Source organism: Agromyces mangrovi, assembly GCF_030296695.1.
Lineage (GTDB): Bacteria > Actinomycetota > Actinomycetes > Actinomycetales > Microbacteriaceae > Agromyces > Agromyces mangrovi.
In genome coordinates this window covers 1032771-1057879 of the sequence record NZ_AP027737.1, presented here as the reverse complement: position 1 = coordinate 1057879, position 25109 = coordinate 1032771, and the positions used below count along the sequence as shown (strand labels likewise).

Here is a 25109-nt window from a genome sequence, read left to right as displayed (position 1 = left end):
GCCATGACGACCGACCGGATCGAGGTGTACGCGGGTCCGGAGGGCTCGGTCTACGGCGACGGCTCGCGCGGGTATCCCGTGCGCGACCTGCACTCGGCGATGCGCCTGGTGCGGCAGCGCCGGGCACCCGGGCAGCGGGCGGTCGTCTGGCTGATGGGCGGGGTGTACCGGCAGTCGGAGACCCTCGAGCTCGGGCCGGATGACTCGTTCACGACGTTCTCGGCACTCGACGATGCGGCGCCGCCGGTGTTCGAGGGTGCGGTGCCGGTGACCGGGTGGCGGTCCGTGGACGTGAACGGGGTGTCGGCGCTGGCCGCCCCCGCGCCGGCCGCGCGCGGGCGTGCGCTGTACGTCGGCGGGGAGCGGGCGCCGCGCCCGTCGTTCCCGGTCGGCGGCGGGTTCCTGCGCATGGAGTCGGTCGCGGGGCTCGACCCGACCGCCGGCTTCGTCGAGACGCTGTTCGACGGCGCCGATCGGTTCACGTACGCGTCCGGGGATGTGCCGGAACTGGCCGAACCCGAGCGGGTCGAGGTCGTCGTGCCCCACTACTGGGTGCAGGAGCGCATGCCGATCACGTCGATCGACCGCGACCGGCGCGAGATCGCGAGCTCGCTGCGCAGCATCTTCGCGTTGCGCGACGACGCGGCGCAGACGTTCGCGCGCTACCGCCTCGAGAACGTGGCCGAGTCGTTCGGGCACGTGCCCGGCGAGTGGTACCTCGACGCGACCGGCCTGCTCGCCGGCGCCGACGGGCCGCAGGTGCTCTACCTGCCGCGGCCCGGCGAGACCGCCGACGACCTCGACGTGCGGATGCCGGTGCTCGACGTGTTCGTGCGCCTGACCGGCACCGGGGCCGCCCCGGTGCGCGAGGTGCGCTTCGAGGGCGTCTCGTTCGCCTACGCCGACTTCGCCGAGGTGCCGCCCGCGGTGCCGCCGTTCGGCGTGCGCGAGGACCCGGTGCTGCCGACCGACGTGCCGTTCGCGGCCGACGTGCAGGCGGCGAGCACCGTGCCGGCGGCCGTGCAGTTCGACGGGGCGCGCTCGTGCGCGTTCGTCGACGGTGCGATCTCGCACGTCGGCGGCTACGGCCTGAGCCTCGGCCCGGGCAGCCGCGGCAACCTCGTGAGCGGGTCGCGGTTCGTCGACCTGGGTGCGGGCGCGGTGCGCTCGGGGGCTCGGTCGACGCGACATCCGCCGACTTCAATCGCTCGAACGAGGTCAGCGACAACGACATCGAGCGCGGCGGGCGCGTCTACCCGAGCTGCGTCGCGGTGCTCTTCCAGCACGGCGCGCACAACGTGATCGCGCACAACCGCATCCGCGACTTCTTCTACACCGGCATCTCGGTCGGCTGGATGTGGGACTACGAGGACAGCCCCTCGCAGGGCAACCTCGTGGTCGGCAACCACATCCACGACCTCGGCCAGGGGCTGCTCAACGACATGGGCGGGGTCTACCTGCTCGGCATCGCGCCCGGGACGGTCGTGCGCGGCAACCACATCCACGACGTGGAGTGCGCGAACTACGGTGGCTGGGGCATCTACCTCGACGAGGGCTCGAGCCACGTCGTGATCGAGGACAACGTGGTGCACCACGTGTCGAGCCAGTGCTACCACCACCACTACGGGCGCGAGTCGATCATCCGCCACAACGTGTTCGCCTACGGCGGCAACGGGCAGGTGTCGATCACGCGGCCCGAGCAGCTCGTGTCCTTCACGATGGAGCGCAACCTGCTGCTGGGCTCGTCGTCGCCCGGCTTCACCGGCACGCCCGGCCCGCGCGACCTGCGCGAGTACACGATCGTGAGCGACCTCAACCTGTTCTGGGACGAGGCGCCGGTCGCCGGTGCCGTGCTCGCGGCGAACGGCGAGAAGGCGGCGGGGCCCGATGGTCGGCTCGAGTGGTCGATCGTCGAGCCGATGGACGACGCGTGGCGCGAGCTCGGGCACGACCGGCACTCGGTCGTCGCTGACCCGCGGTTCGTCGATTCCCCGTCGGGCGAGCTCTCGGGCGAGTCCGCCGAGGGGCGAGCGGATGCCTCCGGCGAGCCCGGCACCCGCCGCGAGTTCGCCGTGGCCGACGACTCCCCGGTGCACGACCTCGGCATCCGCGTGCCCGACGTCTCCGGCGCCGGCCCGCGCCCCGTGGCCGACCGCCTGCACCCGCTCGCCGCGCGCACGCGCCGCGACCAGTTCGCCCGCGCCCAGGGCTGACGCGCCCACTCGAAGGCCGCATCCCGGCACGTGCCGGGTGCCCGCTCCACGCTGGTGCGGCGCCGACCGGGCACGTGCCAGTCACGCCGGCCCGTCGAAGTCGCACCGGCCCGTGCTGCAGCGCGTGCCCGCGTGAACAACGCGGGCCGGTGTGATCGGCACGTGCCGGTGCGGGAAGACCGGGCACGTGCGCGTCGCTCCAGCACGTCGAACGCGGTTGGGCACGTCGAACTCGACCTGCCGAAACGAGTTCAGCGTGCCGAATCGAGGGGCGGGGTGCCGTGTGGGGCGCCGCTTGCGCGTCAGGCCTCGCGGGGGATGCGGCGACGCTCCCAGGCGGTGGTGATGTGGTCGGACATGAGGCGCGCGGCCGCCTCCGCATCGCCCGCGGCGATCGCGTCGAGGATCGCCTCGTGCTCGGCCAGCGTCTCGGTCGGCGCCTCGGGGCCGGGCGCGCCGTAGAAGCGCGAGTTGTCGCGTGCGCGCGCGACGAGCGTGCGCGCGATGCCCTCGGCCAGCCGGTTGCCCGAGATGTCCATCACGAGCACGTGGAAGTCGATGTCGGACTGCGCGAAGCCCTCGGTGTCGTCGACCGTGCGGTGCATCTCCTCCATGGCGGCGCGCAGGGCGTCGAGGTCGGCATCGCTCCGCCGCGAGGCGCAGCCGGCCGCCATGACCGACTCGAGCTGCGCGCGGATCACCGCGATCTCGTCGAGGATGCCGAGCGTCGCGTCGTGCTCGACGAATGCGCCCAGCACGACCCGGTCGAGGATGTTCCACTCGGACGGGTCGGTGATCTCGGTACCGCGCCCCTGGGTGACGCGCACGAGCCCCTTCTCCTCGAGCCGCTTCACCGACTCGCGGATCACGGTGCGGCTCACGCCGAAGTGCTCGGTGAGCACCGACTCGGTCGGGAGGAGGTCGCCGGGCTGCACCTCGCCGGTCACGATCGCGCTGACCAGGTCGTGCACGACGACGACACCGAGTCGGGCATTCGGCGTGCGGCGGCTGCCCGCGCCGAGGATGGCGGGCGAGCCGGAGGCGCCGGAACCGGTGCTCGGCACACCCGTGCTCGGAAGGCCGGCGGGGTTGGACATGGCTTGCATCCTAACGGTCGGGTCCGGCGCGGTCGGGAGGACGCTCCCGCTGCGGGGGAGGACACTCCCGCGGTCGGGGAGGACGCTCCCTGCGGCGGGAGGTCGCCCCCGGCGGTCGCGAGGCATCGGCGCCCCGCCCGGTGGCGACCGGGCCGGGCGACGCTGCCCCGTGACATCCGCTCCGTAAAGTTGTATGATGTATGTTGAATCCTACCGCGTGACGACATCAAGGACGATATGAAGATCACCGGGTATCGCACCCTCACCGCGCAGCACGAATGGCGGCGAGCCATCGGCGACGCCAACGGCCACATCCCCGATGCCGTCACCGACGTCCCCATCGTCATCCTCGAGACCGACACCGGCCTCGAGGGCGCCGGCATCGGCTCGCACGCCGACCTCGCCCGCCTCTTCCCGGCGATCGAGGGGAGGACCCGCGCAGCGTCTCGGCGCTGTTCGACCGCATGCTCGCCCAGGTCTTCAAGTCGAGCCACGCCGGTGCGACCTACGGGGGCATCGCCACCCTCGACTCCGCCATCTGGGACCTCAAGGCCAAGGCCGCCGGCGAACCGCTCTGGCGCATGCTCGGCGGCCGCGACCGGTTCGTGCCCGGCTACGCGTCGGGCCTCGACATCGCCCTGCCCGACGACGACCTGCACGCCTTCTACGGCCAGTACGCCGAGCGCGGCTACGTCGCCGGCAAGCTCAAGGGCGGGCTCGACCTCGACACCGACCTGCGGCGACTCGGCATCATGCGCGACGCGCTGTCGGCACACACGGATGCCCCCGGGCTGATGATCGACTCGAACGAGTCGTGGCAGGTGAAGCAGGCCGTGCGCTACGTCTCGGCGATCGAGCAGCACTTCGACCTGGTGTGGGTCGAGGAGCCGCTGCGCCGGTGGGACGCGGTGGGCCACGCGCGCCTGAGCGACGCGATCCGTGCCGCGGTCGCGACCGGCGAGAACCTCACCGGCGTCGAGCAGTTCCGTCCGCTGTTCGAGGCGGGCGCGCCCGACATCGTGCAGGCGGGCTCGATCTGGGGCGTCACCCACTTCCAGCGCCTGTCGTTCGCGGCGGCCGTGCGCGACCTGCCGGTGAGCATCGTCGGCCACAACGCGAACCCCGCGGTCGTGCACGTGGCGACCGCCGTGCCGAACCACCTCACCACCGAGGTGCAGGCGCTCGACTACGCGCCCGGCGTGCACGTCGACCAGGAGGTCGTCGACGGCGGCATCGTGCTGGGCGACGAGCCCGGTGCGGGCATCCGCATCGACGAGGCCGCGATCGCCGCCGCCCGCGAGGGCGCCGGCTGGGCCAACCCCGCGGGGCCGCACATGCGTCCGACCCGCGCCGGCCTCCGCATGCTGCTCGACGGCGTCGAGCGCTGAGCCTCCCCGACGCGAGCTGACACACCGACACGAGAGAGACCAGGACCGATGGAGATCCGCCCCGGCCTGCACCGCGTGCAGGCACCCCTCGAAGAGCGCTTCGTCGCCCTCTACCTGCTGGTCGGCACGGATGCCGCGCTGCTCGTCGACACGGGCGTGCCGGCGTCGATCACCGAGACGCTGCTGCCGTACCTCGACGAGGTGGGCATTCCGCGCGCGAAGGTGAAGTGGGCCGTCAACACGCACTGCGACTGGGACCACACGGGCGGCAACCGCGCCCTGACGGAGGCGCTGCCGCACGTGCAGGTCATGGCGGGCGCCGCCGACGTGCCGCTGGTCGAAGACGTCGAGGCGCTCATCGACTCCCGTTACGGCGAGTTCATCGACACCGACGGCTTCGTCGACCCGCCCGAGCTGACGGCGTCGATCCGCGAGTGGGCGCAGCTCGTGCCCGTCGACCGCGCGCTCGAGGGCGGCGAGACCTTCGACCTCGGCGGCCGCAGCGTCACCGTGCTGCACGTGCCCGGCCACAGCCCGGGCCACGTCGCCGTGTACGACCCCGAGAACCGCGCGCTCATGATCGGCGACGCGACCCTCGGCGCGACCGTGCCGTTCGCCGACGGCCGTCCTGCCTTCCCGCCGACCTACCGCGACACCGCCGACTACGTCGACTCGATCCACGCGTTCCGAGCGCTCGACGCCGACCTGCTGCTCACCGCGCACTACCCGGTCTACGAGGGCGAGGGCGTCGCCGCCTTCCTCGACGAGAGCGAGGCGTACACCGAGCAGGTCGACGAGATCCTCGCCGGGCTGCTCAAGGGTCAGGATGCCCCGAGCACGGCGCTCGAACTGATCCGCGCGGCCGGCCCGGCACTCGGCCCGTGGCCCCCGGAAGCCCTCGACTACTCGATCTTCCCGGTCACCGGGAACCTCGAGCGCATGGAGGCGCGCGGGCTCGCGGCATCCGCCACCGCTGAAGACGGACGACGACGCTGGACCTGGACGGGGGACGCGGCATGAGCCGGAAGGTGCGCCTCGGCGCGGTCGGCGCCGGCTGGTGGGCGACCAGCAACCACTTCCCGATCTTCGCCGGGCGCGACGACGTCGAGCTCGTCGGCGTCTGCGGCATCGGCCCTGAACTCGCGGCCGTGCGCGACCAGTTCGGCTTCGGCATGGCCACGCGCGACTACGACGAGCTGCTCGACCAGGGGCTCGACGCGGTCGTCGTCACGACCCCGCACGACCTGCACTTCGCGCAGGCGGTGCAGGCGGTCGACCGCGGCCTGCACGTGCTCGTCGAGAAGCCCGTCACCCTGCACGCCGACGAGGGCTGGGAGCTCGCGCGCCGCGTCGAGGAGGCCGGCGTGCACTTCCTCGCCCCGTACGGCTGGAACTACAAGCCGTTCACGGTCGAGGCGCGGAAGCTCGTCGAGGCGGGCCACCTGGGCGAGATCCAGCACGTCGTCTGCAACATGGCATCGCCCACCACCGGACTGTTCGCCGGCGACACGAACCACATCCGCGCGCTCTGGGACTCGCAGACCAGCGGGCCCGACCCGTCGACCTGGCAGTCGCCGTCGCGCGGCGGCGGGTACGCGCACGGCCAGGTCACCCACTCGAGCGCGCTGCTGTTCTGGCTGACCGAGCTGCGGGCGGCATCCGTCATGTCCAAGGTGTCGACTGCCGGCGCTGCCGTCGACCTCTACGACGCCGCCGTGATCACGTTCGACAACCACGCGCTCGGCTCGCTCTCGGGCGCCGCGACCGTGCCCGACGGCGACCCGTACCAGGTGGACCTCCGCATCTTCGGCACCGAGGGCATACTGCTCGTCGACACCGAGCGCGAGCGGGTCAGCCTGCACCGCCACGACGGTCAGAAGTGGGACCTCGACATCGAGCCGGGCGCCGGTGCGTACGAATGCATCGTGCCGCCGAACCGGTTCATCGACCTCATCACGGGGGCGAGCACGGAGAACAACTCGGATGCCACGGTGGCGGCGCGCTCGATCGAGCTGATCGACGCCATGCTGCGGTCGTCCGCTGCGGGCGGCGCCGAGGTGCGCGTCCACGAGCACGAGACGGCGGATGCCGCGAAGGGAACACGATGACCGAGTCCACCGGAGTGCTCGCGGGCTACCGCGTGCTCGACTGCTCCATCGCCATGGCCGGGCCGTTCGCCGCCCAGCGCCTGGGCGACCTCGGCGCCGACGTCGTCAAGGTCGAGCCGACCACGGGCGAGTGGCAGCGTCACGCCGCCGCGGGCGGCGCGCAGGGCAACGAGATCAACGTCTCGTTCCTGTCGCTCAACCGCAACAAGCGCTCGGTCGCCCTCGACCTGAAGTCGGATGCCGGCAAGGAGGCGCTGCGCGCCCTCGTCGCCGACGCCGACGTGTTCCTGCAGAACTACCGCCCCGGCGTCGCCGCGCGCCTCGGCGTCGACTACGAGTCGCTGCGCGCGATCAACCCGTCGATCGTCTACGTGTCGATCTCGGGCTACGGCGAGGACGGCCCGTACCGCGACCGCCCCGGGCAGGACCTGCTGCTGCAGGCCATGTCGGGCGCGATGCTCTCGGCCGGCCGCCACGGCGACGAGCCGACGCCCGCGGGCCAGTACCTCGCCGACGCCGTGACCGCGTCGACCGCGTTCGAGGGCGTGCTCGCCGCGCTGCTGCACCGCGAGCGCACGGGCGAGGGCCAGCTCGTCACGGTGAACATGCTCGACGCGCTGACGACCCTGCAGATGCAGGAGCTGTCGGTGTTCACCGTCGGCAAGAAGACCCAGGAGCGGTCGGCCGAGCCGCACGCGCACGTCTACATCCGCGCCCCCTACGGCGTGTTCGCGACCAGCGACGGCTTCGTCGCGCTCGCGTTCGCCGACCTGCACGAGCTCGGCCGCCTCATCGGCGAGCCCGCGTTCGAGGGCTGGAACTCCGAGGTGGAGGGCTGGACGCGTCGCGACGAGATCCACGCCAAGACCGCCGCGAAGCTCGCCGAGAAGCCGTCGGGCTACTGGATCGAGACGCTCGGCGCGGCCGGCATGTGGATCGGACCCGTGCACGGCTACCAGGAGCTCGTCGACGACCCGCAGGTCGTGCACAACGGCACCTTCATCGAGTACGACCACCCGACCGAGGGGCACGTGAAGACCCCCGGGTTCCCGTACCGGTTCTCCAAGACCCCGCCCAAGCTCGTCCGCGGCGCCCCGCGCGTCGGCGAGCACACGCGCGAGATCCTCGCGCAGGCCGGGTTCGACGACGCCGCGATCGACGCGCTGCTCGCGTCGGGCGCCGCGAAGGAGACGACGGATGCCCCCGCCTCGGCCTCCGCCCCCGACCCGGCCGCGCCCGCGCACGCCGTGCCCCGCGCCGAGCCCGAGCCCGTCGAGGCGTGATGTACCGCGGACTCACCTGGGACCACCCGCGCGGCCGGCACGCGCTCGAGCGTGCCGCGGAGGACGCCTTCGGCGGCGACGACCGCCCGCTCATCTCGTGGGACGTGCACCCGCTCGAGGGCTTCGAGTCGACGCCGATCGAGGAGCTCGCCGAGCGCTACGACGTGATCGTGCTCGACCACCCGCACCTCGGCGACGCGCTCGCGCACGGGTCCCTCCAGCCGCTCGACGACCTGTTCGGTCGAGCACTGGTCGACCGCCTCGCGGCCGGCTGCGTCGGCCCGAGCTTCACCTCGTACCGGCTCGACGGTCACCTCTGGGCGCTGCCGCTCGACGCCGCGACCCAGGTCGCGGTGCGCGTGCCCGAGCTGCTCGAGACCGCGCCCGAGACCTGGGTCGAGGTCGAGGCGCTCGACGTGCCCGTGGCGCTGAGCCTCGCCGGCCCGCACGCGTTCCTCAGCTTCGCGTCGCTCTGCGTCGCCCTCGGCGAGGAGCCGCGGGTCGTGCCGGGCGAGGGCCTCGTCTCCGAGTCCGTAGGCGCCGAGGCGTTCGGCATCCTCGCCCGGCTCGCCGCGCACCAGCCCGCGGGCGCAGATGCGCAGAACCCGATCGGCCTGCTCGACCGCATGCAGCAGGCGCGCGACATCGCCTACATCCCGCTCGTCTACGGCTACGTGACCAACGCGACCGGCCCCGGCGCACTCGCGTTCGAGGACGCGCCGGCGGCGACCCCGGGCGGCCGCCGCGGCTCGACCATCGGCGGCACGGGCATCGCGCTCTCCGCCCGCTGCCACCCCGACGAGGCGCTCGTCGACCACCTCGCCGGGCTCCTCGACCCCGACCTGCAGGCCGGGTTCATCCCCGCCAACGACGGCCAGCCGAGCCTGCGCTCGGCGTGGACCGACGACGCCGTCAACGCGGCATCCGGCGACTTCTACCGCAACACGCTGGCCACGATCGACGACTCGTGGGTGCGCCCGCGCGTGCCGGGGTACATCCCGTTCCAGTCGGCGGCGTCGGCCGTGCTCCGCGAGGCACTCACGGGCGGGGCCGACCCCGTGGCATCCGTCGCCCGCATCAACACCATGTACGACGCGCTGGCCGCCGCGCCCGCGCTTTCAGGAGGAACCCACCGATGATCGAGGTCACGAGCGAGCACGTGCTGCTCGAGGTCGACGGCCACGTCGCCACCATCACGCTCGCGCGACCCGAGAAGCTCAACTCGGTCACGCAGGAGATGTCGGACGCGCTCGTCGAGGTCGTCGAGTGGGCGGATGCCGCCGACGAGATCCGCGCCATCGTGCTGACCGGGGCGGGGGAGCGCGCGTTCTGCGCGGGCAGCGACATCCGTTCCTTGGACAAGTACGCCACCCCATGGGAGTTCCGCAACCGCACCGACTACTGCGACGCGATCCGCGCGGCGCGGAAGCCCGTGATCGCCGCGGTCAACGGCTACGCGTTCGGCGGCGGGCTCGAGACGGCGCTGTCCTGCGACATCCGCCTGGCCTCGACCACCGCGAGCTTCGCGGCGCCCGAGATCAAGCTCGGCTGGATCGGCGGCGGGGGCATGGCGACGTTCCTCACCACCTCGATCGGCCCGTCGAACGCCGCGGTCATGCTCATGACCGGCGACCCGATCGATGCCGAGACCGCCCAGCGCTGGGGGCTCGTGACCGAGCTCGTCGAGCCCGCAGGCCTCGTCGCCCGCGCGCAGGAGCTCGCCGCGACCATCTCGAGTCGCCCGCCGATCGCCGCGGAGACCGCCAAGGCGAACCTGCGCGCCGCGGTCAACATGACGCAGGAGGAGGCGCTGCGGTACGAGCGCGACCTCCAGACCATCACGTTCGCCACGGCCGACGCCGACGAGGGGCGTGCCGCGTTCGCGGAGAAGCGCGCGGGCGTCTTCCACCGCCGCTAGGTTCGACCCGACGACCCCAGGAGCACCATGAGCACCACGACCACCGATCCGGCACCCGCAGCGTCCACCGCCGCCTGGCCGCCCGCCGCGGCCGACCTGCTGCCCGACGACGGCACCGCCGGCACGCTCGCCGCACGCGTCTGGGACCCGGCCGCGGGCGGCCCGAGCGTCGTCGCGATCCGCGCCGAGGGCGTCGTCGACGTGAGCGCCGCGTTCCCGACCATGCGCGCGCTGTGCGAGACGCCCGACCCGGCCGCTGCGCTGGCCGCGGCATCCGGCCCCGTGCTCGGCACGCTCGACGAGCTCGTCGCGAACACCCCGCCCGAGACGCGCGACGACGAGCGGCCGTGGCTGCTCTCGCCGATCGACCTCCAGGTCGTGAAGGCCGCGGGCGTGACCTTCCCGGTCTCGATGCTCGAGCGCGTGATCGAGGAGCGGGCGCGCGGCGACCAGGACGCGGCCGCGACGATCCGCGCCGAGATCCTCGGCACGATCGGCGGCTCGCTCGACGAGCTGAAGCCCGGCTCCGACGAGGCGGCGGCGCTCAAGGCCCTGCTGCTCGAGCGCGGCTGGTGGAGCCAGTACCTCGAGGTCGGCATCGGCCCCGACGCCGAGGTGTTCACCAAGGCGCCCGTGCTCGCGACGGTCGGCCCCGCGGTGGACGTCGGCGTGCACCCGGCCTCGCAGTGGAACAACCCGGAGCCGGAGGTCGTGCTCGTCGTGGCATCCGACGGCCGCATCGTGGGCGCCAGCCTCGGCAACGACGTGAACCTGCGTGACATCGAGGGCCGCAGCGCGCTGCTGCTCGGCAAGGCGAAGGACAACAACGCGTCGGCGTCGGTCGGCCCGTTCATCCGCTTCTTCGACGCCGGCTACGGGCTCGACGACCTGCGCGCGAGCGTGGTGTCGCTCGGCATCGACGGCGAGGAGGGGTACCGCCTCGACGGCACGAGCCCGCTCGCGCAGATCAGCCGCGACCCGGCCGACCTGGTCGCGCAGACCATCGGCGCGCACCACCGCTACCCCGACGGCTTCGTGCTGTTCCTCGGCACCATGTTCGCGCCGGTCGACGACCGCGACGAGCCCGGCCGCGGGTTCACCCACCGCGACGGCGACATCGTGCGCATCGCCGAGCCGCGCCTCGGCGGGCTCGTGAACCGGGTGCGCCCGACGGATGCGGCAGAGCCGTGGACTTTCGGCATCGACGACCTCTACCGCGGCCTCGCCCGCCGCGGCCTGCTGACCTGAACTCCGAGGAGCAACGCATGACCACCCTGCAGTCGACCAACCCGCGCACCGGCGAGACGACCGACACCGGCATCGCCCCCTGCACCGCCGACGAGACCGCCGCCGTCATCGGCCGCGCCGCCGACGCCTTCGCGGTGCTCGGCCGTTCGAGCCGCGCCTGGCGCGCCGGCCTCCTCGACGCCATCGCCGACGCCCTCGAGGCCGACCGCGACGCGCTCGTCGAGGCCGCCGACCGCGAGACCGGCCTCGGCAGCCCGCGCCTGCCCGGCGAGGTCGGCCGCGCCGCCTTCCAGTTCCGCCTCTTCGCCGAGGCGCTCCGCGAGGGCTCCTACCTCGAGGCGACGATCGACCACGCGGGCGACACCCCGCTCGGGCCGCAGCCCGAGATCCGCCGCATGCTCGTGCCGATCGGCCCGGTCGGCGTGTTCGGCTCGAGCAACTTCCCGTTCGCGTTCTCGGTCGCGGGCGGCGACACCGCCTCGGCGCTCGCCGGCGGCAACCCGGTCGTCGTGAAGGCGCACTCGTCGCACCTCGAGACCGCGAAGCGCTCGCACGCCGCGATCGCTCGCGCCGTCGCCGCGTACGGCGCCCCCGAGGGCACGGTCGGCATCGTCTACGGCACCGAGGCGGGCCGCACGCTCGTCGCCGACCCGCGCATCCGCGCCGTCGGCTTCACCGGGTCGCTCTCCGGCGGCAAGGCCCTGCTCGACATCATCAACGCGCGCCCCGAGCCGATCCCGTTCTACGGCGAGCTGTCGAGCCTCAACCCGCTCGTCATCACCCCCGCCGCCGCTGCAGCGCGCGCGGGCGCCATCGCCGAGGGCCTGTTCGGCTCGTTCACGCTTGGCGCCGGACAGTTCTGCACCAAGCCCGGCATCGCCTTCGTGCCGCGCGGCGACGCCGGTGACGCACTCGTCGCAGGGCTCGCGGAGCGTGCCGGCGAGGCATCCGCCCAGACCCTGCTCAACGGCCGCATCTCGGGGTCGTTCGGCGAGATCCGCGACCGCATCCTGGCCGCTGGCGCGTCCACGGTGGCCGAGGGGGCGGATGCCTCGGGCGACGGGTTCGCCGCAACTCCGGTCGTGCTCCAGGTCGACGCTTCCGACCTCTCGCCCGAGCACGCCGAGGAGGCCTTCGGCCCCCTCATCGTGGTCGCCCGCTACGACGACGCGGCCGAGATCGGCGCCGCGCTCGACGCCGTGCCCGACTCGCTCACCGCGACCATCCACAGCGAGGACGCCGACGCGTCGCTGGTCGACGAGCTGCTCGCCGACCTCGCCCCGCGCACCGGCCGCATCGTGTTCAACGGGTACCCGACCGGCGTGCGCGTCTCGTGGGGCCAGCACCACGGCGGCACCTGGCCCTCGACCAACTCGCAGCACACCTCGGTGGGCGTGAGCGCCATCCGGCGCTTCCTGCGGCCGATCGCCTACCAGGGTGCGCCCGCGTCGGCGCTGCCTGAGGAGCTCCGCGAGGACTACGCGGGCATCCCGCGGCGCATCGACGGCGTGCTGGTGCTGCCCGCCGAGGCGTAGCATCCGAGCAGGCGCCCGTTCGGTCGACCCGACTCCCGGGCGGGCGCCGCTTTGTTGCATTAGAATGCAACACGGAGGTGGATGCATGTCGGCGACGATCGAAGCAGCACGGGATGCCGTCGGGTGGTCGCAGCGTGAGCTCGCGAGCCGACTCGGCGTCAATGTCTCGACCGTCTCGCGCATGGAGGAGTCGGAGCGACGGGGAACGATCCGGCTCGACACGCTGCGTCGAGCGCTCGCCGCGATGGACCGGGAGCCTCGCCTGGAGGTCGTACCGGTGCGGCGAGAGGAGCGTGTGCTCATCGAGTTGCACCGCACGCTCGCGGCGGAACTGCTACAGCGACCGGAAGCGGCGCTCGCGGTCGTGCCACGCAACCTCGACCGCATCCGCCCTCACGCGCGTGGCGAGGCGGTTCACTGGCTCGACCGCTGGGAGGAGCTCGCGGCCGGTCCGGTCGATGAACTGATCGACGCGATGCTCGCCGACACGACCGAGGGCCGAGAGCTGCGCCAGAACTCTCCGTTCGCAGGCGCGCTCACCGACGCCGCGCGAGTGGCGGCGATTCAGCGGGCGACCGCGGCATGAAGCGCGCAGACCTGGAGGAGATCATCCGGCGAGCGACCGAGGTGAGCAGTCAGGGAGAGGTCATCATCATCGGCAGCCAGGCGATTCTGGGTACGTGGGATGCGGATGAGCTGCCGGAGCGGGCAACACTGTCGCGAGAGGCCGATGTGGTGCCCGTGCGAGACGACGCGCGAGGACTGGTCGCGCAGATGATCGACGTGGCGATCGGCGAGTGGTCCGAGTTCGATCGCGCCCATGGGTTCTATGGGCAGGGCGTCAGCTTGGCGACCGCGGTGCTCCCTGCCGGGTGGGAGGAGCGGATCGTGCGCGTCGAACCAGACGGGCCAGGCGGTGCCGCCGGGCTGTGCCTGGATCCCATCGACCTGTGTGCAGCGAAGCTCGTCCGAGGCGAGCCGAAAGACATGGACTTCGTGGGGGCGCTCGTCGACGCGGCGCTGATCGATCCGATAGCCCTCGCGACTCGGGTCGCCATGCTGCCGACGACGCACCGGGCGATCGCGGCGAAGCGGGCCGGCGCGTTCACCGCCGGCTGAGCTGCGATCTACGGAGTCCCGAGGTAGGCGCGACGCGCGCTGACGGAGGCGACCTCGGGCCAGTCGGGCTCGCCGACGAGGGCGCGCACGCGTGCGACCCAGTCGGCGAACGAGCCGCCGACGCCGAAGGTGGCGCTCACGGGCCAGTCGCTGCCGAGCATGGTGCGCTCGGGGCCGAACGCCTCGAGCACGCGGGCGATGAACGCGCCGGCGTTGCGGGCGAACGCGTCTGCATCGGCCGACTCGGCGGTGAGGCCGGAGAGCTTGGCGAACGTGCCGGGCCGAGACGCGAGCTCGCCGATGCCGGCCGACCAGGCGCGTCCCTCGAGCGAGTCGACACCTGCGTCGATCGGCGGCTTGCCGAGGTGGTCGAGCACGACCGCGACGCCCGGCGCCGCGGCGAGCAGGTCGATGAGCGCGGGCAGCTGGGTGTGGCGGATGCAGGCGTCGAACGTGAGCCCGCGGCGCCCGAGCTCGGCCAGCCCATCGGCACGGGCGGTGAACGTCTCGACCGGCTCGTTCTGCAGGTTGTCGCGCACGCCGACCACCTTCGGCAGCGCGGCGAGCGCGTCGAGGTGCTCGGCCAGGTCGTCCGCATCCGACAGCAGGTCCGCATCGGCGACGATCGCGACGAGCTCGGGCCAGTCGACCGAGCCCACCCACCGCGCCTCGGCGAGCGCGTCCTCGCGCGCGGCCCCCGCCTGCACGAACACCATGCCGGTCGTCGCCCCGCCGGCGCGGTCGACGTCGGCCGGCAGCATCGGCCGGTGGATCGCGAGGCCGTCGAGCCAGTCGTACCGGTGCAGCGACGGGTCCCACACGTGCACGTGCGCGTCGATCAGCCCCGGGGCGGTCATGCCGGATCCGCCGCTCGGGCGGCACGCTGCCGGCGCAGGTCGTAGACCTCGGCCAGCGGCACGAATCCGGGCTCGCCGTCGGAGTCGCGGTACAGCTCGACGTACGGTCCGATCGTCGCCTGCCAGCGCAGGTTGGCCGGGTCCTCCTCGATCGCGGCCATCGCCGCGTCCCAGTCGTCGCACTCGACGAGGTGGAACATGTGCTCGCCCGAGCGCCAGATCGTCCAGTTGTGGATGCCGACGCGGGCGAACGTGTCGACGAGGTCCTCGGGAATGCTGGCATGCTGCTCGATGTAGCCCTCGCGCACCGTCGAGTGGAGGGCGATTCGCATCGTCGTTGACGTCATAGATCCGATCTTCTCACGTTCAGGAGGCCGGTTTCGCCTCAGAGGCATCCGATCGCCCTGCATTCAGCCGATGATCACGACTGGCGGCGGATGTCGGCCACCGACCCGCCGTGCAGGAACTCGGCGTGCAGCACGACGGTCTGCGGCGGCACCGCCGGGGCCTCGGGGTCGAGGCGGCGCAGCATGAGGTCGGCGGATGCCCGTGCCAGGTCGCCCACCCGTTGATTGACCATGTCGAGCGGCGGATCGGTCATGCGCGCGAGCAGGGGCATGTCGAACCCGACGAACGACATGTCGTCGGGCACGCGCAGCCCCGACTCGGCGAGCGCGGTGAGCGCGCCGACGCCGACCAGGTTCATGGAGCAGAACACGGCGGTGGGGCGCTCCTCGAGCAGCAGCAGCCGCTGCATGGCGAGCCGGCCGCCCTCGACCGACATGGGGGAGCGGGCGATGTACTCCTCCCGCACCGGGATGCGGCGGGCGGCGAGCTGGTTGCGCACGCCGCGCTCGCGGGCGCGGATGGTCGGCACGCGGTCGTTGCCGATGAACGCGATGCGACGGTGCCCGCGGTCGGCGAGGCGCTGGATCGCCATCGCCGCCGCCTCCTCGTTGTCGATCACGACGGCGTCGGCCTCGACGCCGTCTGCGGGCCAGTCGATCGCGACCACGGGCGTGCCCTGTGCCGCGAGCGTGCGCAGGCCGGGCAGCGCGCGCGTGCTCGGCACGGTGATGACGCCGTCGACCATGCGCGAGGCGAGGAACTCGACCGCGTCGTCGACGCCCTCGTCCTCGTGGTGGTCGACGCAGATGAGCATGCTCACGCCGTTGTCGCGGAGCCGCCGCTCGATGCCCGAGAGGATCGACAGGTAGAAGTCGCTCGTGAGGTCGGGCAGCAGCACGCCGACCGTGCGCGTGCGCCGTGTGCGGAGGTTGCGGGCGAAGGTGTTCGGCCGGAACTCGAGCCGCTTCGCGGCCTCCTCGATGCTGCGCGCGTTCTCCTCGAGCACGTTGCCGCCGTTGAAGTACTTCGAGATCGTCGCGAGCGACAGCCCGGTCTCGCGCCGGAGGTCATGGTAGGTGGCCACGCTGCCCCGCATTCCCCTGTTGGTCGGATGAGTCTGTGGTGGTAGCGTAGCCGAAACGAGCGAAACGTTCCGCGATATCGGTGAGATTCATCACGAATCAGCGCGAAACTGTCATCAGAACTCGCGTAATCACAGGCCAATGGCGGCCAGATCACGATTTCGCGCTTGACTGAAACGGTTAGCGCAGCAACACTGATCACCGGAATAGATCTGATCTCTGGACGTCCTGCCGGAGCACAGCACCATTTCTTCAACGGAGAGGAAGACAGTCATGAAGCGATTCGTCGGAGCACCATTGGCGGCGGTCGGGGCCCTGGCCCTGCTCGCGGGTTGTTCGGGCGGCGGCGGAGGCAGCACGCAGGAGGACGGCGTCACGACGCTCACCTTCTCGATGTGGGCCGGCTCCACCCCCGAGACCGAGGCCCTCGAGACCCTCGTCGGCCTGGTCGAGGCGGAGTACCCGAACATCCAGCTCGAGCTCGAGACGGCACCGTTCAACGACTACTGGACTCGGCTGGCCGCACAGGCCAGCGGCGGCACCGAGGCGTGCATCCTCGGCGTGCAGTCGCCGCGTGCGACGAGCATCCGCGAGCTGCTGCTGCCGCTCGACGACAGGATGCTCGCCGACGCGGGCATCGACCTGGCAGAGTTCGACAGCGCCATCGTCGAGGGCACCCAGGTCGACGGCGAGCAGGTCGCCGTGCCCTACGACCTCGGGCCCCTCATCGTCTTCTACAACGCCGACGCGTTCGCCGAGGCCGGCCTCGACGCGCCCGCCGAGGACTGGACGGTGGACGACTTCTCCGAGGCCGCCGCTGCGCTCTCGGGCGACGGCAAATACGGCTACGCCATCAACCCGACCGTCGACACCACGACCGCGTGGTCGCTGACGCTGGGCGGCGAGCAGGGCGTGGCCGCCGACGGCTCGCTGCAGCTGACCGACCCGGCCATGGTCGAGGCGGTCGCGTACCTGCAGGGCCTCGTCGCCGACGGCAGCGCGCCGCAGCTGCCCGCCACGAGCGACTCCTACAACGCGCTCAACTCGTTCGTCGCGGGCGACGCGGCGATGGCGATCGACGGCCCGTGGCAGCTCGCCTACGTCGCCGAGCAGGTCGCGTTCGAGTACGGCGTCGCCCTCATCCCCGCGGGCCCGAACGGCTCGGCGACGCCCGTCGCCGGCTCGGGCTACGGCGTGAGCGCATCGTGCGAGTACCCCGAGGAGGCGCTGCAGGCGATCTCGGTGCTCACCGGCCCCGAGGCGCAGACCGCGCTCGCCGAGCAGGGTCGCGCCTTCCCGTCGCGCACCGCCGAGCAGCCCGCGTACTACCAGGGCGCGTTCGCGATCGCCGAGGACACCCTCTCGGCGGCCGGCGCCACCGGCGAGGCGTTGCGCTCGACGGCGAACTTCACCCAGGTCAACACCCTCTTCAACCAGTACGCGGTGAGCGCGCTGAACGGTGACATGACCGCCGAGGACTTCCTCGGCACGGTGCAGTCGCAGACCGAGGCGGGCGCAGGGCAGTGACCTCGTCCACCACCGCGGGGGCGTCGACGACTTCGTCGGCGCCCCGGCGGGCCCCTCGCTCAAGCGGCGGGAGGCGCGTACCGCGTACGCGTTCCTCGCCCCGAGCGGCATCGGCTTCTTCGCCTTCACGCTCGGGCCGATCGTCGCATCCGTCGTCATCGCCTTCTTCGCCTGGCCGGTGTTCGGCGAGCGCACCTTCGTCGGGTTCCAGAACTTCGTCACGATCTTCACGAGCGACCCGATGTTCTGGCGCACGGTCGGCAACACCCTGCTGTTCGTGGTGCTGTACGTGCCGCTGAACTTCGTGCTCGCGCTCGGCCTCGCCCTCTGGATCTCGCCCCGCATCCGCGGCCGCGGGCTCTACCGGCTGCTGTTCTTCCTGCCCGCCGTCACGCCGATCGTCGCGAACGCGCTGGTCTGGCGGCTGCTCGTGCAGCCGAACGGCGTCTTCGCCGACATCGCCTCGTGGTTCGGCGTCGAGCAGTTCAACCCGCTCGGCACCGAGACGGGCGCCATGGCCGCGGTCGTCGTGATGTCGCTCTGGCAGGGGTTCGGCTACAACATGCTGGTCTTCTCGGCCGGGCTCGACTCGATCCCCGACCACCTCTACGAGGCGGCCTCGCTCGACGGGGCCAGCGCTCCGCGCCGGTTCTGGCACGTGACGCTGCCGATGCTGTCGCCGTCGCTGTTCTTCGCGGCGGTCATGACGCTCATCACGAGCTTCCAGGTCTTCGCGCAGCCGTACGTGCTGACCGGCGGTGGACCGGGCGTGGCCACGACGACCATGGTCATGTACCTCTACCAGCGCGGCTTCCAGCTCTTCGACCTCGGCACCGCGTCGGCGGTGGCCACGGTCCTGTTCGCCATCATCGCTCTGATCACGGCGGTCCAGTTCCTGGGCCAGCGGAAGTGGGTGCACTATGAGTAGCGCGACCGCGCAACGCCCGGACACGACCCGGGCGATCGTCCAGCCGCGGGACCTGCACGACGAGTACGTGCCCCGACCGGCATCCGCTCGCAAGCGTGCCCGCCTCGCCCGCGAGATCACCTCCCAGGTGCTGCTCACGCTCGTGCTGCTGCTGTTCCTGATGCCGTTCATCTGGATGCTCGCGACGGCCCTGAAGCCCGGCAACGAGGTGTTCGCCTCGCCGCCGTCGCTGTTCGGCAGCGAGATCCGCTGGTCGAACTTCGTCGACGCGTGGACCTTCGTGCCGTTCGGCCGGTTCATGTGGAACGGCCTCGTGGTGTCGGTGCTCGGCACGCTGCTCGTCTGCATCACGAGCGTCTTCGCCGCGTATGCATTCGCACGCATGCGGTTCCGCGGCCGGAGCGGGCTCTTCGCGCTCTACCTCGTCACGCTGCTCGTGCCGCAGGAGGTCGTCGTCATCCCGATGTTCATCTTCATGCAGGAGCTCGGCTGGCAGAACAGCTACCAGGCGCTCATCCTGCCGTGGGCGTTCACCGCGTTCGGCACCTTCCTGCTGCGCCAGTTCTTCCTGACGGTGCCGCGGGAGCTCGAGGAGGCGGCCACGGTCGACGGCGCGAGCCGGCTGCGCATCCTGCTGACCATCATCGTGCCTATCGCGAAGCCCGCGATCGGCGTGCTGGCGGTCTTCACCTTCATCAACTACTGGAACAGCTTCCTCTGGCCGCTGATCATCATCTCCACCCAGGACATGGCGACCGTGCCGATCGGGCTGAACAGCTTCCTCGGCCAGCAGGGCAACCAGTGGCAGCTGCTCATGGCCGCGTCGACGATCTCGATGCTGCCGACGGCGCTGATCGTCATCCTGCTCCAACGGCACCTGGTCAAGGGCATCGCCCTCTCCGGCCTCGGCGGCCGCTGAACCATCGCAATATTCGAAAGGACCCCCATGACCGACACGACCTGGACCGACCTCGAGCGTCCGCTGCCCGAGTGGTTCGCGCGCGCGAAGTTCGGCATCTTCATCCACTGGGGCGCCTACTCGGTGCCCGCCTGGGCCGAGCCCATCGGCGCGCTCGGCGAGATCCCCGACGACACCTGGTTCGCCCACAACCCGTACGCCGAGTGGTACCTCAACACGATCCGCATCGAGGGCAGCCCGGCCCAGCAGCACCACCGCGAGGCCTACTCGGATGCCCCCTACGACGACTTCCTCGACCAGTGGGGCGCCGAACGGTTCGACCCGGCCGACTGGGCGAAGCTGTTCGCCCGGGCCGGTGCCGAGTACGTGGTGCCGACCACGAAGCACCACGACGGCATCACGCTGTGGGACGCGCCGGGCACGGGCGACCGCAACACGGTGCGCCGCGGCCCGCGCCGCGACCTCGTCGGCGACATCGCGGAGGCCGTGCGTGCCGAGGGCATCCGCTTCGGCGTGTACTACTCGGGCGGGCTCGACTGGTCGGTCTCCGACTTCCCGCCGCACACGTCGAGCACCGAGGTGCACAGCCTGCGCCCGAACGACGCCGCGTACCACTACTACGCGGCCGCCCACGTGCGCGACCTCGTCGACCGATACCGCCCCGACGTGCTCTGGAACGACATCGAGTGGCCCGACGCGGGCAAGCACCGCGCCCCGGGCGGCCTGCACGAGCTGTTCGCCGAGTACTTCGCGGCGAACCCCGAGGGCGTCGTCAACGATCGCTGGGGCGACACGTTCTCCGACTACGCCACCACCGAGTACTCGGCGTTCGGCGAGAACGAGACCAAGGACGTCTGGGAGAACAACCGCGGCCTGGGCTACTCGTTCGGCTTCAACCAGGTGGAGTCGACCGACGAGATCCTCGACACGATGCGCCTCGCGAAGCACTGGGTGACCGTGGTCGCCAAGGGCGGCCGGCTCCTGGTGAACGTCGGGCCGACCGCCGACGGGCGCATCCCCGACCTGCAGCGCGCCACCCTCGAGGGCTTCGGCGACTGGAAGCGGCCGCTGGTCGAGGCGGCCGCCGCGGTGAGCGAGCGGTCCGAGCAGCCCGAATCGGATGCCTCGGGCTGGCGCCGCGAGTGGCGCACGCCGACCGAGCTGATCACGTTCGTCGACGCGCCGGGGGAGTTCCGCGTCGACGGCGCCGGCCTCGACCTGGGACGGGTGCGCGTCCTGTCGGGCGAGGCCTCGACCGAGGTCGACGGGGACGACCTCGTCGTGCGGGTCGCCGCGGTCCACGGTGGCCCCGCTGCGGTGGCGGTCGCCCGCACCTGAGCGGGCGGCACGACCCGTACGGCCGGGGCGACGGATACGTCGCCCCGGCCGTACGCGTGCCCGCGATGCGCCGGCACGGGGCATCCGCTCGCCGACGACCGCACGTCACGACCCCCACTCGGGTGCTGGCCGACCCGGACGCGCGATCGATACGCTGACCGCGGGAGCACCCGTCATGCGAGGCAGCACGAGGAGGGTCCAGATGCCGGATCGCGGCCTGATCCTGATCGTGTCCGACGACGCCGGGGTCATCGGGCAGCTCTCCGTCGTGCTCGGCGAGGACGACTACCGCGTCGTCGCGAGCGACGGAGAGACCGAGCACCTGCGCCGCGAGCTCGCACGCGCACCCGACCTCATCGTCGTCGACGCGGCACTCGAGGAGACCGACCCGTTCACGCTCGTGACCGAGCACCGGCGCTCCGAGGAGGTCCGCGACATCCCCGTGATCTTCGTCGCCGGCGACGCCGACGTCGAGTCGCGGGTGCGCGGCCTCGAGGTGGGCGACGACCTCATCACGACCCCGTTCGACGCGCTCGAGGTGCTCGCCCGCATCGAACGCCAGGTCACCGTGTCGAAGGTGCGCATGGCGCTGCGCGAGTCGGAGGCGAAGTTCCGCTCGGTCATGGAGTCGGCGATCGACGCGATCATCTCGGCCGACGCGCGGGGTGTCATCCGCAGCTGGAACAGCGCCGCGCGCGCGCTCTTCGGGCACACCGAGGACGAGGCGATCGGGCAGCGGCTCGAGATGATCATCCCCGAGCGGTTCCACGAGGGGCACCGCACGGGCATCGCGCGCGTGTCGGGCGGGGGTGAGACGCACGTCATCGGGCAGACCGTCGAGCTCGCGGCGATCCGCGCCGACGGCAGCGAGTTCCCGGTCGAGCTGTCGCTGGCCACCTGGTTCCTCGACGACGACCGGTACTACACCGGCATCATCCGCGACATCAGCGAGCGCAAGCAGGCCGAGCAGAAGTTCCGCTCCGTGACCGAATCGGCGATCGACGCGATCATCTCCGCCGACCACCTGGGCAACATCGTGTCGTGGAACTCGGCGGCCACCCGCATCCTCGGCTACACCGAGGAGGAGGCGGTCGGCGAGCGGCTCGAGCTCATCATCCCGACCGAATACCACGAGCTGCACCGCACCGGCATCGCCCGCTACACCGAGACCGGCGAGGCGCATGTCATCGGCACCACCGTCGAGCTGGCGGCCGTCACCAAGGCGGGCGAGCAGATCCCGATCGAGCTGTCGCTGTCGACCTGGACCGTTCGGGAGGACCGGTACTACACCGGCATCATCCGCGACATCGCCGAGCGCAAGGCGGCCGAGGAGGCGCTGAAGCAGAGCGAGCAGGAGCTGCGCGAGAAGGGCGAGGAGCTGCGCGGCAAGAACGACGCGCTGCAGGAGACGCTCGACCAGATCAGCCAGATGCAGAACCAGCTCATCCTGCAGGAGAAGATGGCGTCGCTCGGCAAGCTGAGCGCCGGCATGGCGCACGAGCTGAACAACCCGGCGTCGTCGGCGCAGCGTGGCGCGTCTCAGGCGATGGCCGTGTTCGCGAAGCTGCAGCAGGCGCAGCTGCAGCTCGGCCGACTCGGACTCTACGACAGCCAGATCGACAAGCTGAGCGAGCTCGACCACCTCGCCGAGCAGGGCGCGCGCGACCCGGCCCAGCTGTCGGCCGTGGAGCGCGGCGACCGCGAGGACGAGTTCGAGGACTGGCTCGAGGACCTCGGGGCGGGCTCGGTGGGCGACCTCGCCCCGGCGCTCGTCGCCGTCGGCCTCACGACGGAGCAGCTCGACGAGCTCTGCGCGGCGTTCGCGCGCGACGAGCTCGCGGTCGTCGTCGAGTGGCTCGGGCTCAAGTACCTCATCTACAACCTGCTGTCGGAGATCGCGATCGGCACCCACCGCATCGTCGAACTGGTGAAGGCGATGAAGACGTACACCTACATGGACCAGGCGCCGGTGCAGGACGTCGACGTGCGCCGCGGCCTCGACAACACGCTGATCATCCTGCACAACAAGCTCAAGGCGGGCGTGCAGGTCGTCAAGGACTACGACGACGAGCTGCCGGCGATCCAGGCGTACGCGAGCGAGCTCAACCAGGTCTGGACGAACCTCATCGACAACGCGATCGACGCGATGGGCGGGCAGGGCACGCTCACCGTGCGGGCCCGACGCTCGGGCGACAGCGTCGAGGTGCAGTTCGAGGACGACGGGCCCGGCATCCCCGAGGAGGTGCAGTCGAAGGTGTTCGACCCGTTCTTCACCACGAAGCCGCCCGGCGAGGGCACCGGGCTCGGGCTGAACATCTCGCGCAACATCATCGTGAAGAAGCACGGCGGGCAGTTCACGGTCGCCTCGCGCCCGGGGCGCACGTGCTTCACGGTGCGGCTGCCGCTCGACCTCGACCCGACGGCAGGGCAGGCGACGGTTGCCCCTGAGCCGACCGGTGCCCCCGAGGCATCCGCCCGCCCCGACCACCCGACGGAGGCGTGAGCATGGCCAAGCCCGTCATCCTCGCCGTCGACGACGAGCCGCAGGTGCTGAACGCCATCGCCCGCGACCTGCAGGCGAGGTACCGCACCGACTTCCGCGTCGCCCAGGCGTCGTCGGGGCAGGAGGCGCTCGAGGCGGTGCAGGAGTACCAGCGCCGCGGCACGCCGATCGCGCTGTTCGTGGTCGACCAGCGGATGCCCGGCATGAGCGGCGTCGAGTTCCTCGCGAAGGCGCTCGTGCACGCGCCCCAGGCCCGGCGGGTGCTGCTGACCGCGTACGCCGACACCGACGCCGCGATCACGAGCATCAACGCGATCAACCTCGACTACTACCTGCTGAAGCCGTGGGATCCGCCCGAGGAGCGGCTGTACCCGGTGCTCGACGACATCCTGGGCGACTGGAAGGCGAGCGCCGCCCTGCCGTACGACGGCATCCGCGTGGCCGGCACCCGCTGGTCGCCCGCGTCGCACGCCGTGAAGGACCTGCTCGCGCGCAGCCAGACGCCGTACGAGTGGCTCGACATCGAGCGCAACGAGGGTGCACGGGCCATGGTCGAGGCGCTCGGCGACGGCCACGCGAAGCTGCCGGTCGTGCTGCTGCCCGACGGACTCGTCATGGTCGCACCCGAGCTGCACGAGCTCGCCGAGCGACTCGGCATCCGCGCACCGGCGCTGCAGCCGTTCTACGACCTGATCGTCATCGGCGCGGGTCCGGCCGGCCTCGCCGCGGCGGTCTACGGGGCATCCGAGGGCCTGCGCACCGCCGTGGTCGAGCGCGAGGTGCCGGGCGGGCAGGCGGGCACGAGCTCGCGCATCGAGAACTACCTCGGGTTCCCGAACGGCATCTCGGGCGCCGACCTCGCCCGGCGCGCGGCGACGCAGGCGAAGCGCCTCGGCGCCGAGATCCTGAGCGCGCAGGAGGTCACGGCGGTGCGCGTCGAGGGCTCGTACAAGATCGTCACGCTCGACGACGGCAGCGAACTGCGCTGCCAGGCGCTCATCGTCGCGACCGGCGTCGAGGTCCGCCGGCTGGGCGTGCCCGGCGAGGAGCGACTGCTCGGCGGGTCGGTCTACTACGGCGCAGCGGCATCCGAGGCCGTCAGCTACACCGGATGCCGCGTGGTCGTCGTGGGCGGCGCCAACTCGGCCGGGCAGGGGGCCATGTACCTGTCGCGGTTCGCGGAGGAGGTCGTCGTGCTGGTGCGCGGCGAGTCCCTCGCGTCGAGCATGTCGCAGTACCTCATCGACCAGATCGAGGCGACCCCGAACATCACGGTGCGCCCGCACAGCGAGGTGCGCGGGCTGGCCGGCGAGGAGCGACTCGAGTCGGTCACGGTGCACGATGCGTCGACGGATGCCTCGGCCGAACTGCCCGCCGACGCGATGTTCGCGTTCATCGGCGCGGTGCCGGGTTCCGAGCTCGTGCGCGACATCGTCGAGGTGAACGAACAAGGGTTCGTCGTGACCGGCCCCGACCTCGTCGTCGACGGCCGCCGCCCGCGCGGCTGGACGCTGCAGCGCGACCCCATGGTGCTCGAGACGAGCGTGCCCGGCATCTTCGCCGCGGGCGACGTGCGGCACGACGTCGTGCGCCGCGTGGCGTCGGCGGTGGGGCAGGGCGCGGTCGCCGTGAGCCTCGTGCACAAGTACCTCGACACCGTCTGACGGGCGCGTCGCCGGTGCGTGCGAGCATGGTCGC

At 71.8% G+C, this 25109-nt stretch carries 22 protein-coding genes; 18 read left to right on the top strand and 4 right to left on the bottom strand.

Translation table 11 applies throughout. The features are described 5' to 3' along the window. Positions 1 to 3 precede the first annotated feature (3 nt). On the top strand, positions 4 to 1302 hold the full coding sequence (locus tag QUE38_RS05045; RefSeq protein WP_286310513.1) for a hypothetical protein: 1299 nt from the start codon (positions 4 to 6) through the stop codon (positions 1300 to 1302). Beyond that, on the top strand, positions 1233 to 2213 hold the full coding sequence (locus QUE38_RS05040; RefSeq protein ID WP_350227628.1) for a right-handed parallel beta-helix repeat-containing protein: 981 nt from the start codon (positions 1233 to 1235) through the stop codon (positions 2211 to 2213). The genes QUE38_RS05045 and QUE38_RS05040 overlap by 70 nt, the downstream gene beginning before the upstream one ends. Positions 2214 to 2515: 302 nt before the next feature. On the opposite strand, the gene QUE38_RS05035 is transcribed toward QUE38_RS05040, so the two are convergent. Next, positions 2516 to 3310, bottom strand: a complete 795-nt coding sequence (locus QUE38_RS05035) for a FadR/GntR family transcriptional regulator (RefSeq protein WP_286310511.1) — start codon at positions 3308 to 3310, stop codon at positions 2516 to 2518. A gap of 464 nt (positions 3311 to 3774) precedes the next feature. Here QUE38_RS05035 and QUE38_RS05030 point away from each other — a divergent pair, with 464 nt between their 5' ends. The 10 genes from QUE38_RS05030 to QUE38_RS04985 all read left to right on the top strand — a co-directional run bounded on the left by QUE38_RS05030 (position 3775) and on the right by QUE38_RS04985 (position 13909). Then, complete coding sequence (locus QUE38_RS05030; protein WP_286310510.1) at positions 3775 to 4698, top strand: enolase C-terminal domain-like protein; 924 nt, start codon at positions 3775 to 3777, stop codon at positions 4696 to 4698. A 48-nt stretch (positions 4699 to 4746) separates the two neighbouring features. Next, complete coding sequence (locus QUE38_RS05025) at positions 4747 to 5718, top strand: MBL fold metallo-hydrolase (protein WP_286310509.1); 972 nt, start codon at positions 4747 to 4749, stop codon at positions 5716 to 5718. Then, positions 5715 to 6806: a Gfo/Idh/MocA family protein gene (locus tag QUE38_RS05020; RefSeq protein ID WP_286310508.1), complete on the top strand. Its 1092-nt coding sequence runs from the start codon at positions 5715 to 5717 to the stop codon at positions 6804 to 6806. Before QUE38_RS05025 ends, QUE38_RS05020 begins: the two co-directional genes overlap by 4 nt. Continuing rightward, on the top strand, positions 6803 to 8089 hold the full coding sequence (locus QUE38_RS05015) for a CaiB/BaiF CoA transferase family protein (RefSeq protein WP_286310507.1): 1287 nt from the start codon (positions 6803 to 6805) through the stop codon (positions 8087 to 8089). Before QUE38_RS05020 ends, QUE38_RS05015 begins: the two co-directional genes overlap by 4 nt. Then, entirely contained in the window at positions 8089 to 9228 is a 1140-nt protein-coding gene (locus QUE38_RS05010; RefSeq protein WP_286310506.1) for a type 2 periplasmic-binding domain-containing protein, read from the top strand. Before QUE38_RS05015 ends, QUE38_RS05010 begins: the two co-directional genes overlap by 1 nt. After that, entirely contained in the window at positions 9225 to 10007 is a 783-nt protein-coding gene (locus QUE38_RS05005) for an enoyl-CoA hydratase/isomerase family protein (protein WP_281884572.1), read from the top strand. Before QUE38_RS05010 ends, QUE38_RS05005 begins: the two co-directional genes overlap by 4 nt. Before the next feature lie 27 nt (positions 10008 to 10034). After that, positions 10035 to 11255 (top strand): fumarylacetoacetate hydrolase family protein, encoded by a 1221-nt coding sequence (locus QUE38_RS05000; RefSeq protein ID WP_286310505.1) that lies wholly within the window; start codon positions 10035 to 10037, stop codon positions 11253 to 11255. Positions 11256 to 11272: 17 nt separating this feature from the next. Continuing rightward, positions 11273 to 12790, top strand: coding sequence for an aldehyde dehydrogenase (NADP(+)) (locus QUE38_RS04995; protein ID WP_286310504.1), 1518 nt, complete (start codon positions 11273 to 11275; stop codon positions 12788 to 12790). Positions 12791 to 12875: 85 nt separating this feature from the next. Continuing rightward, positions 12876 to 13376, top strand: a complete 501-nt coding sequence (locus QUE38_RS04990) for a helix-turn-helix domain-containing protein (protein ID WP_286310503.1) — start codon at positions 12876 to 12878, stop codon at positions 13374 to 13376. Continuing rightward, complete coding sequence (locus QUE38_RS04985) at positions 13373 to 13909, top strand: DUF6036 family nucleotidyltransferase (RefSeq protein WP_286310502.1); 537 nt, start codon at positions 13373 to 13375, stop codon at positions 13907 to 13909. Before QUE38_RS04990 ends, QUE38_RS04985 begins: the two co-directional genes overlap by 4 nt. 8 nt (positions 13910 to 13917) lie before the next feature. Here QUE38_RS04985 and QUE38_RS04980 read toward each other — a convergent pair whose 3' ends face one another. From QUE38_RS04980 to QUE38_RS04970, 3 genes are all read right to left on the bottom strand, one after another. Then, positions 13918 to 14766, bottom strand: a complete 849-nt coding sequence (locus QUE38_RS04980) for an amidohydrolase family protein (protein WP_286310501.1) — start codon at positions 14764 to 14766, stop codon at positions 13918 to 13920. Continuing rightward, positions 14763 to 15098, bottom strand: coding sequence for an L-rhamnose mutarotase (locus QUE38_RS04975; RefSeq protein ID WP_286310500.1), 336 nt, complete (start codon positions 15096 to 15098; stop codon positions 14763 to 14765). Before QUE38_RS04975 ends, QUE38_RS04980 begins: the two co-directional genes overlap by 4 nt. 89 nt (positions 15099 to 15187) lie before the next feature. After that, the gene (locus QUE38_RS04970; protein ID WP_286310499.1) at positions 15188 to 16198 is read right to left on the bottom strand and encodes a LacI family DNA-binding transcriptional regulator; all 1011 of its coding nucleotides are present in this window, start codon (positions 16196 to 16198) and stop codon (positions 15188 to 15190) included. A 271-nt stretch (positions 16199 to 16469) separates the two neighbouring features. Between QUE38_RS04970 and QUE38_RS04965 the strand changes: the two genes are divergently transcribed. The 6 genes from QUE38_RS04965 to QUE38_RS04940 all read left to right on the top strand — a co-directional run bounded on the left by QUE38_RS04965 (position 16470) and on the right by QUE38_RS04940 (position 25075). Further along, positions 16470 to 17723, top strand: a complete 1254-nt coding sequence (locus QUE38_RS04965; protein ID WP_286310498.1) for an ABC transporter substrate-binding protein — start codon at positions 16470 to 16472, stop codon at positions 17721 to 17723. A 178-nt stretch (positions 17724 to 17901) separates the two neighbouring features. After that, positions 17902 to 18651 carry a carbohydrate ABC transporter permease gene (locus tag QUE38_RS04960; protein ID WP_286310497.1) on the top strand — a complete coding sequence of 250 codons (750 nt, stop codon included), beginning with the start codon at positions 17902 to 17904 and terminating at the stop codon, positions 18649 to 18651. Continuing rightward, positions 18644 to 19570, top strand: coding sequence for a carbohydrate ABC transporter permease (locus QUE38_RS04955; RefSeq protein ID WP_286310496.1), 927 nt, complete (start codon positions 18644 to 18646; stop codon positions 19568 to 19570). The genes QUE38_RS04960 and QUE38_RS04955 overlap by 8 nt, the downstream gene beginning before the upstream one ends. Before the next feature lie 27 nt (positions 19571 to 19597). Continuing rightward, a complete protein-coding gene (locus tag QUE38_RS04950; RefSeq protein WP_286310495.1) occupies positions 19598 to 20908 on the top strand; it encodes an alpha-L-fucosidase in 1311 nt (436 codons plus the stop codon). A 202-nt stretch (positions 20909 to 21110) separates the two neighbouring features. After that, the gene (locus QUE38_RS04945) at positions 21111 to 23411 is read left to right on the top strand and encodes a PAS domain S-box protein (protein ID WP_286310494.1); all 2301 of its coding nucleotides are present in this window, start codon (positions 21111 to 21113) and stop codon (positions 23409 to 23411) included. Positions 23412 to 23413: 2 nt separating this feature from the next. Continuing rightward, entirely contained in the window at positions 23414 to 25075 is a 1662-nt protein-coding gene (locus tag QUE38_RS04940) for an FAD-dependent oxidoreductase (protein WP_286310493.1), read from the top strand. The last annotated feature ends 34 nt before the right edge of the window (positions 25076 to 25109 follow it).

What these genes read in the sequence shown, in the direction of transcription:
- QUE38_RS05005 (WP_281884572.1), top strand. Translation starts at nt 9,225, where the DNA reads ATGATCGAGGTCACGAGCGAGCACGTGCTGCTCGAGGTCGACGGCCAC.
- QUE38_RS04940 (WP_286310493.1), top strand. Translation starts at nt 23,414, where the DNA reads ATGGCCAAGCCCGTCATCCTCGCCGTCGACGACGAGCCGCAGGTGCTG.
- QUE38_RS05015 (WP_286310507.1), top strand. Translation starts at nt 6,803, where the DNA reads ATGACCGAGTCCACCGGAGTGCTCGCGGGCTACCGCGTGCTCGACTGC.
- QUE38_RS05010 (WP_286310506.1), top strand. Translation starts at nt 8,089, where the DNA reads ATGTACCGCGGACTCACCTGGGACCACCCGCGCGGCCGGCACGCGCTC.
- QUE38_RS05000 (WP_286310505.1), top strand. Translation starts at nt 10,035, where the DNA reads ATGAGCACCACGACCACCGATCCGGCACCCGCAGCGTCCACCGCCGCC.
- QUE38_RS04945 (WP_286310494.1), top strand. Translation starts at nt 21,111, where the DNA reads ATGCCGGATCGCGGCCTGATCCTGATCGTGTCCGACGACGCCGGGGTC.
- QUE38_RS05035 (WP_286310511.1), bottom strand. Translation starts at nt 3,310, where the DNA reads ATGTCCAACCCCGCCGGCCTTCCGAGCACGGGTGTGCCGAGCACCGGT.
- QUE38_RS04965 (WP_286310498.1), top strand. Translation starts at nt 16,470, where the DNA reads ATGAAGCGATTCGTCGGAGCACCATTGGCGGCGGTCGGGGCCCTGGCC.
- QUE38_RS04975 (WP_286310500.1), bottom strand. Translation starts at nt 15,098, where the DNA reads ATGCGAATCGCCCTCCACTCGACGGTGCGCGAGGGCTACATCGAGCAG.
- QUE38_RS04995 (WP_286310504.1), top strand. Translation starts at nt 11,273, where the DNA reads ATGACCACCCTGCAGTCGACCAACCCGCGCACCGGCGAGACGACCGAC.
- QUE38_RS05030 (WP_286310510.1), top strand. Translation starts at nt 3,775, where the DNA reads ATGCTCGCCCAGGTCTTCAAGTCGAGCCACGCCGGTGCGACCTACGGG.
- QUE38_RS04985 (WP_286310502.1), top strand. Translation starts at nt 13,373, where the DNA reads ATGAAGCGCGCAGACCTGGAGGAGATCATCCGGCGAGCGACCGAGGTG.
- QUE38_RS04955 (WP_286310496.1), top strand. Translation starts at nt 18,644, where the DNA reads ATGAGTAGCGCGACCGCGCAACGCCCGGACACGACCCGGGCGATCGTC.
- QUE38_RS04950 (WP_286310495.1), top strand. Translation starts at nt 19,598, where the DNA reads ATGACCGACACGACCTGGACCGACCTCGAGCGTCCGCTGCCCGAGTGG.
- QUE38_RS04990 (WP_286310503.1), top strand. Translation starts at nt 12,876, where the DNA reads ATGTCGGCGACGATCGAAGCAGCACGGGATGCCGTCGGGTGGTCGCAG.
- QUE38_RS05045 (WP_286310513.1), top strand. Translation starts at nt 4, where the DNA reads ATGACGACCGACCGGATCGAGGTGTACGCGGGTCCGGAGGGCTCGGTC.
- QUE38_RS04980 (WP_286310501.1), bottom strand. Translation starts at nt 14,766, where the DNA reads ATGACCGCCCCGGGGCTGATCGACGCGCACGTGCACGTGTGGGACCCG.
- QUE38_RS05025 (WP_286310509.1), top strand. Translation starts at nt 4,747, where the DNA reads ATGGAGATCCGCCCCGGCCTGCACCGCGTGCAGGCACCCCTCGAAGAG.
- QUE38_RS05020 (WP_286310508.1), top strand. Translation starts at nt 5,715, where the DNA reads ATGAGCCGGAAGGTGCGCCTCGGCGCGGTCGGCGCCGGCTGGTGGGCG.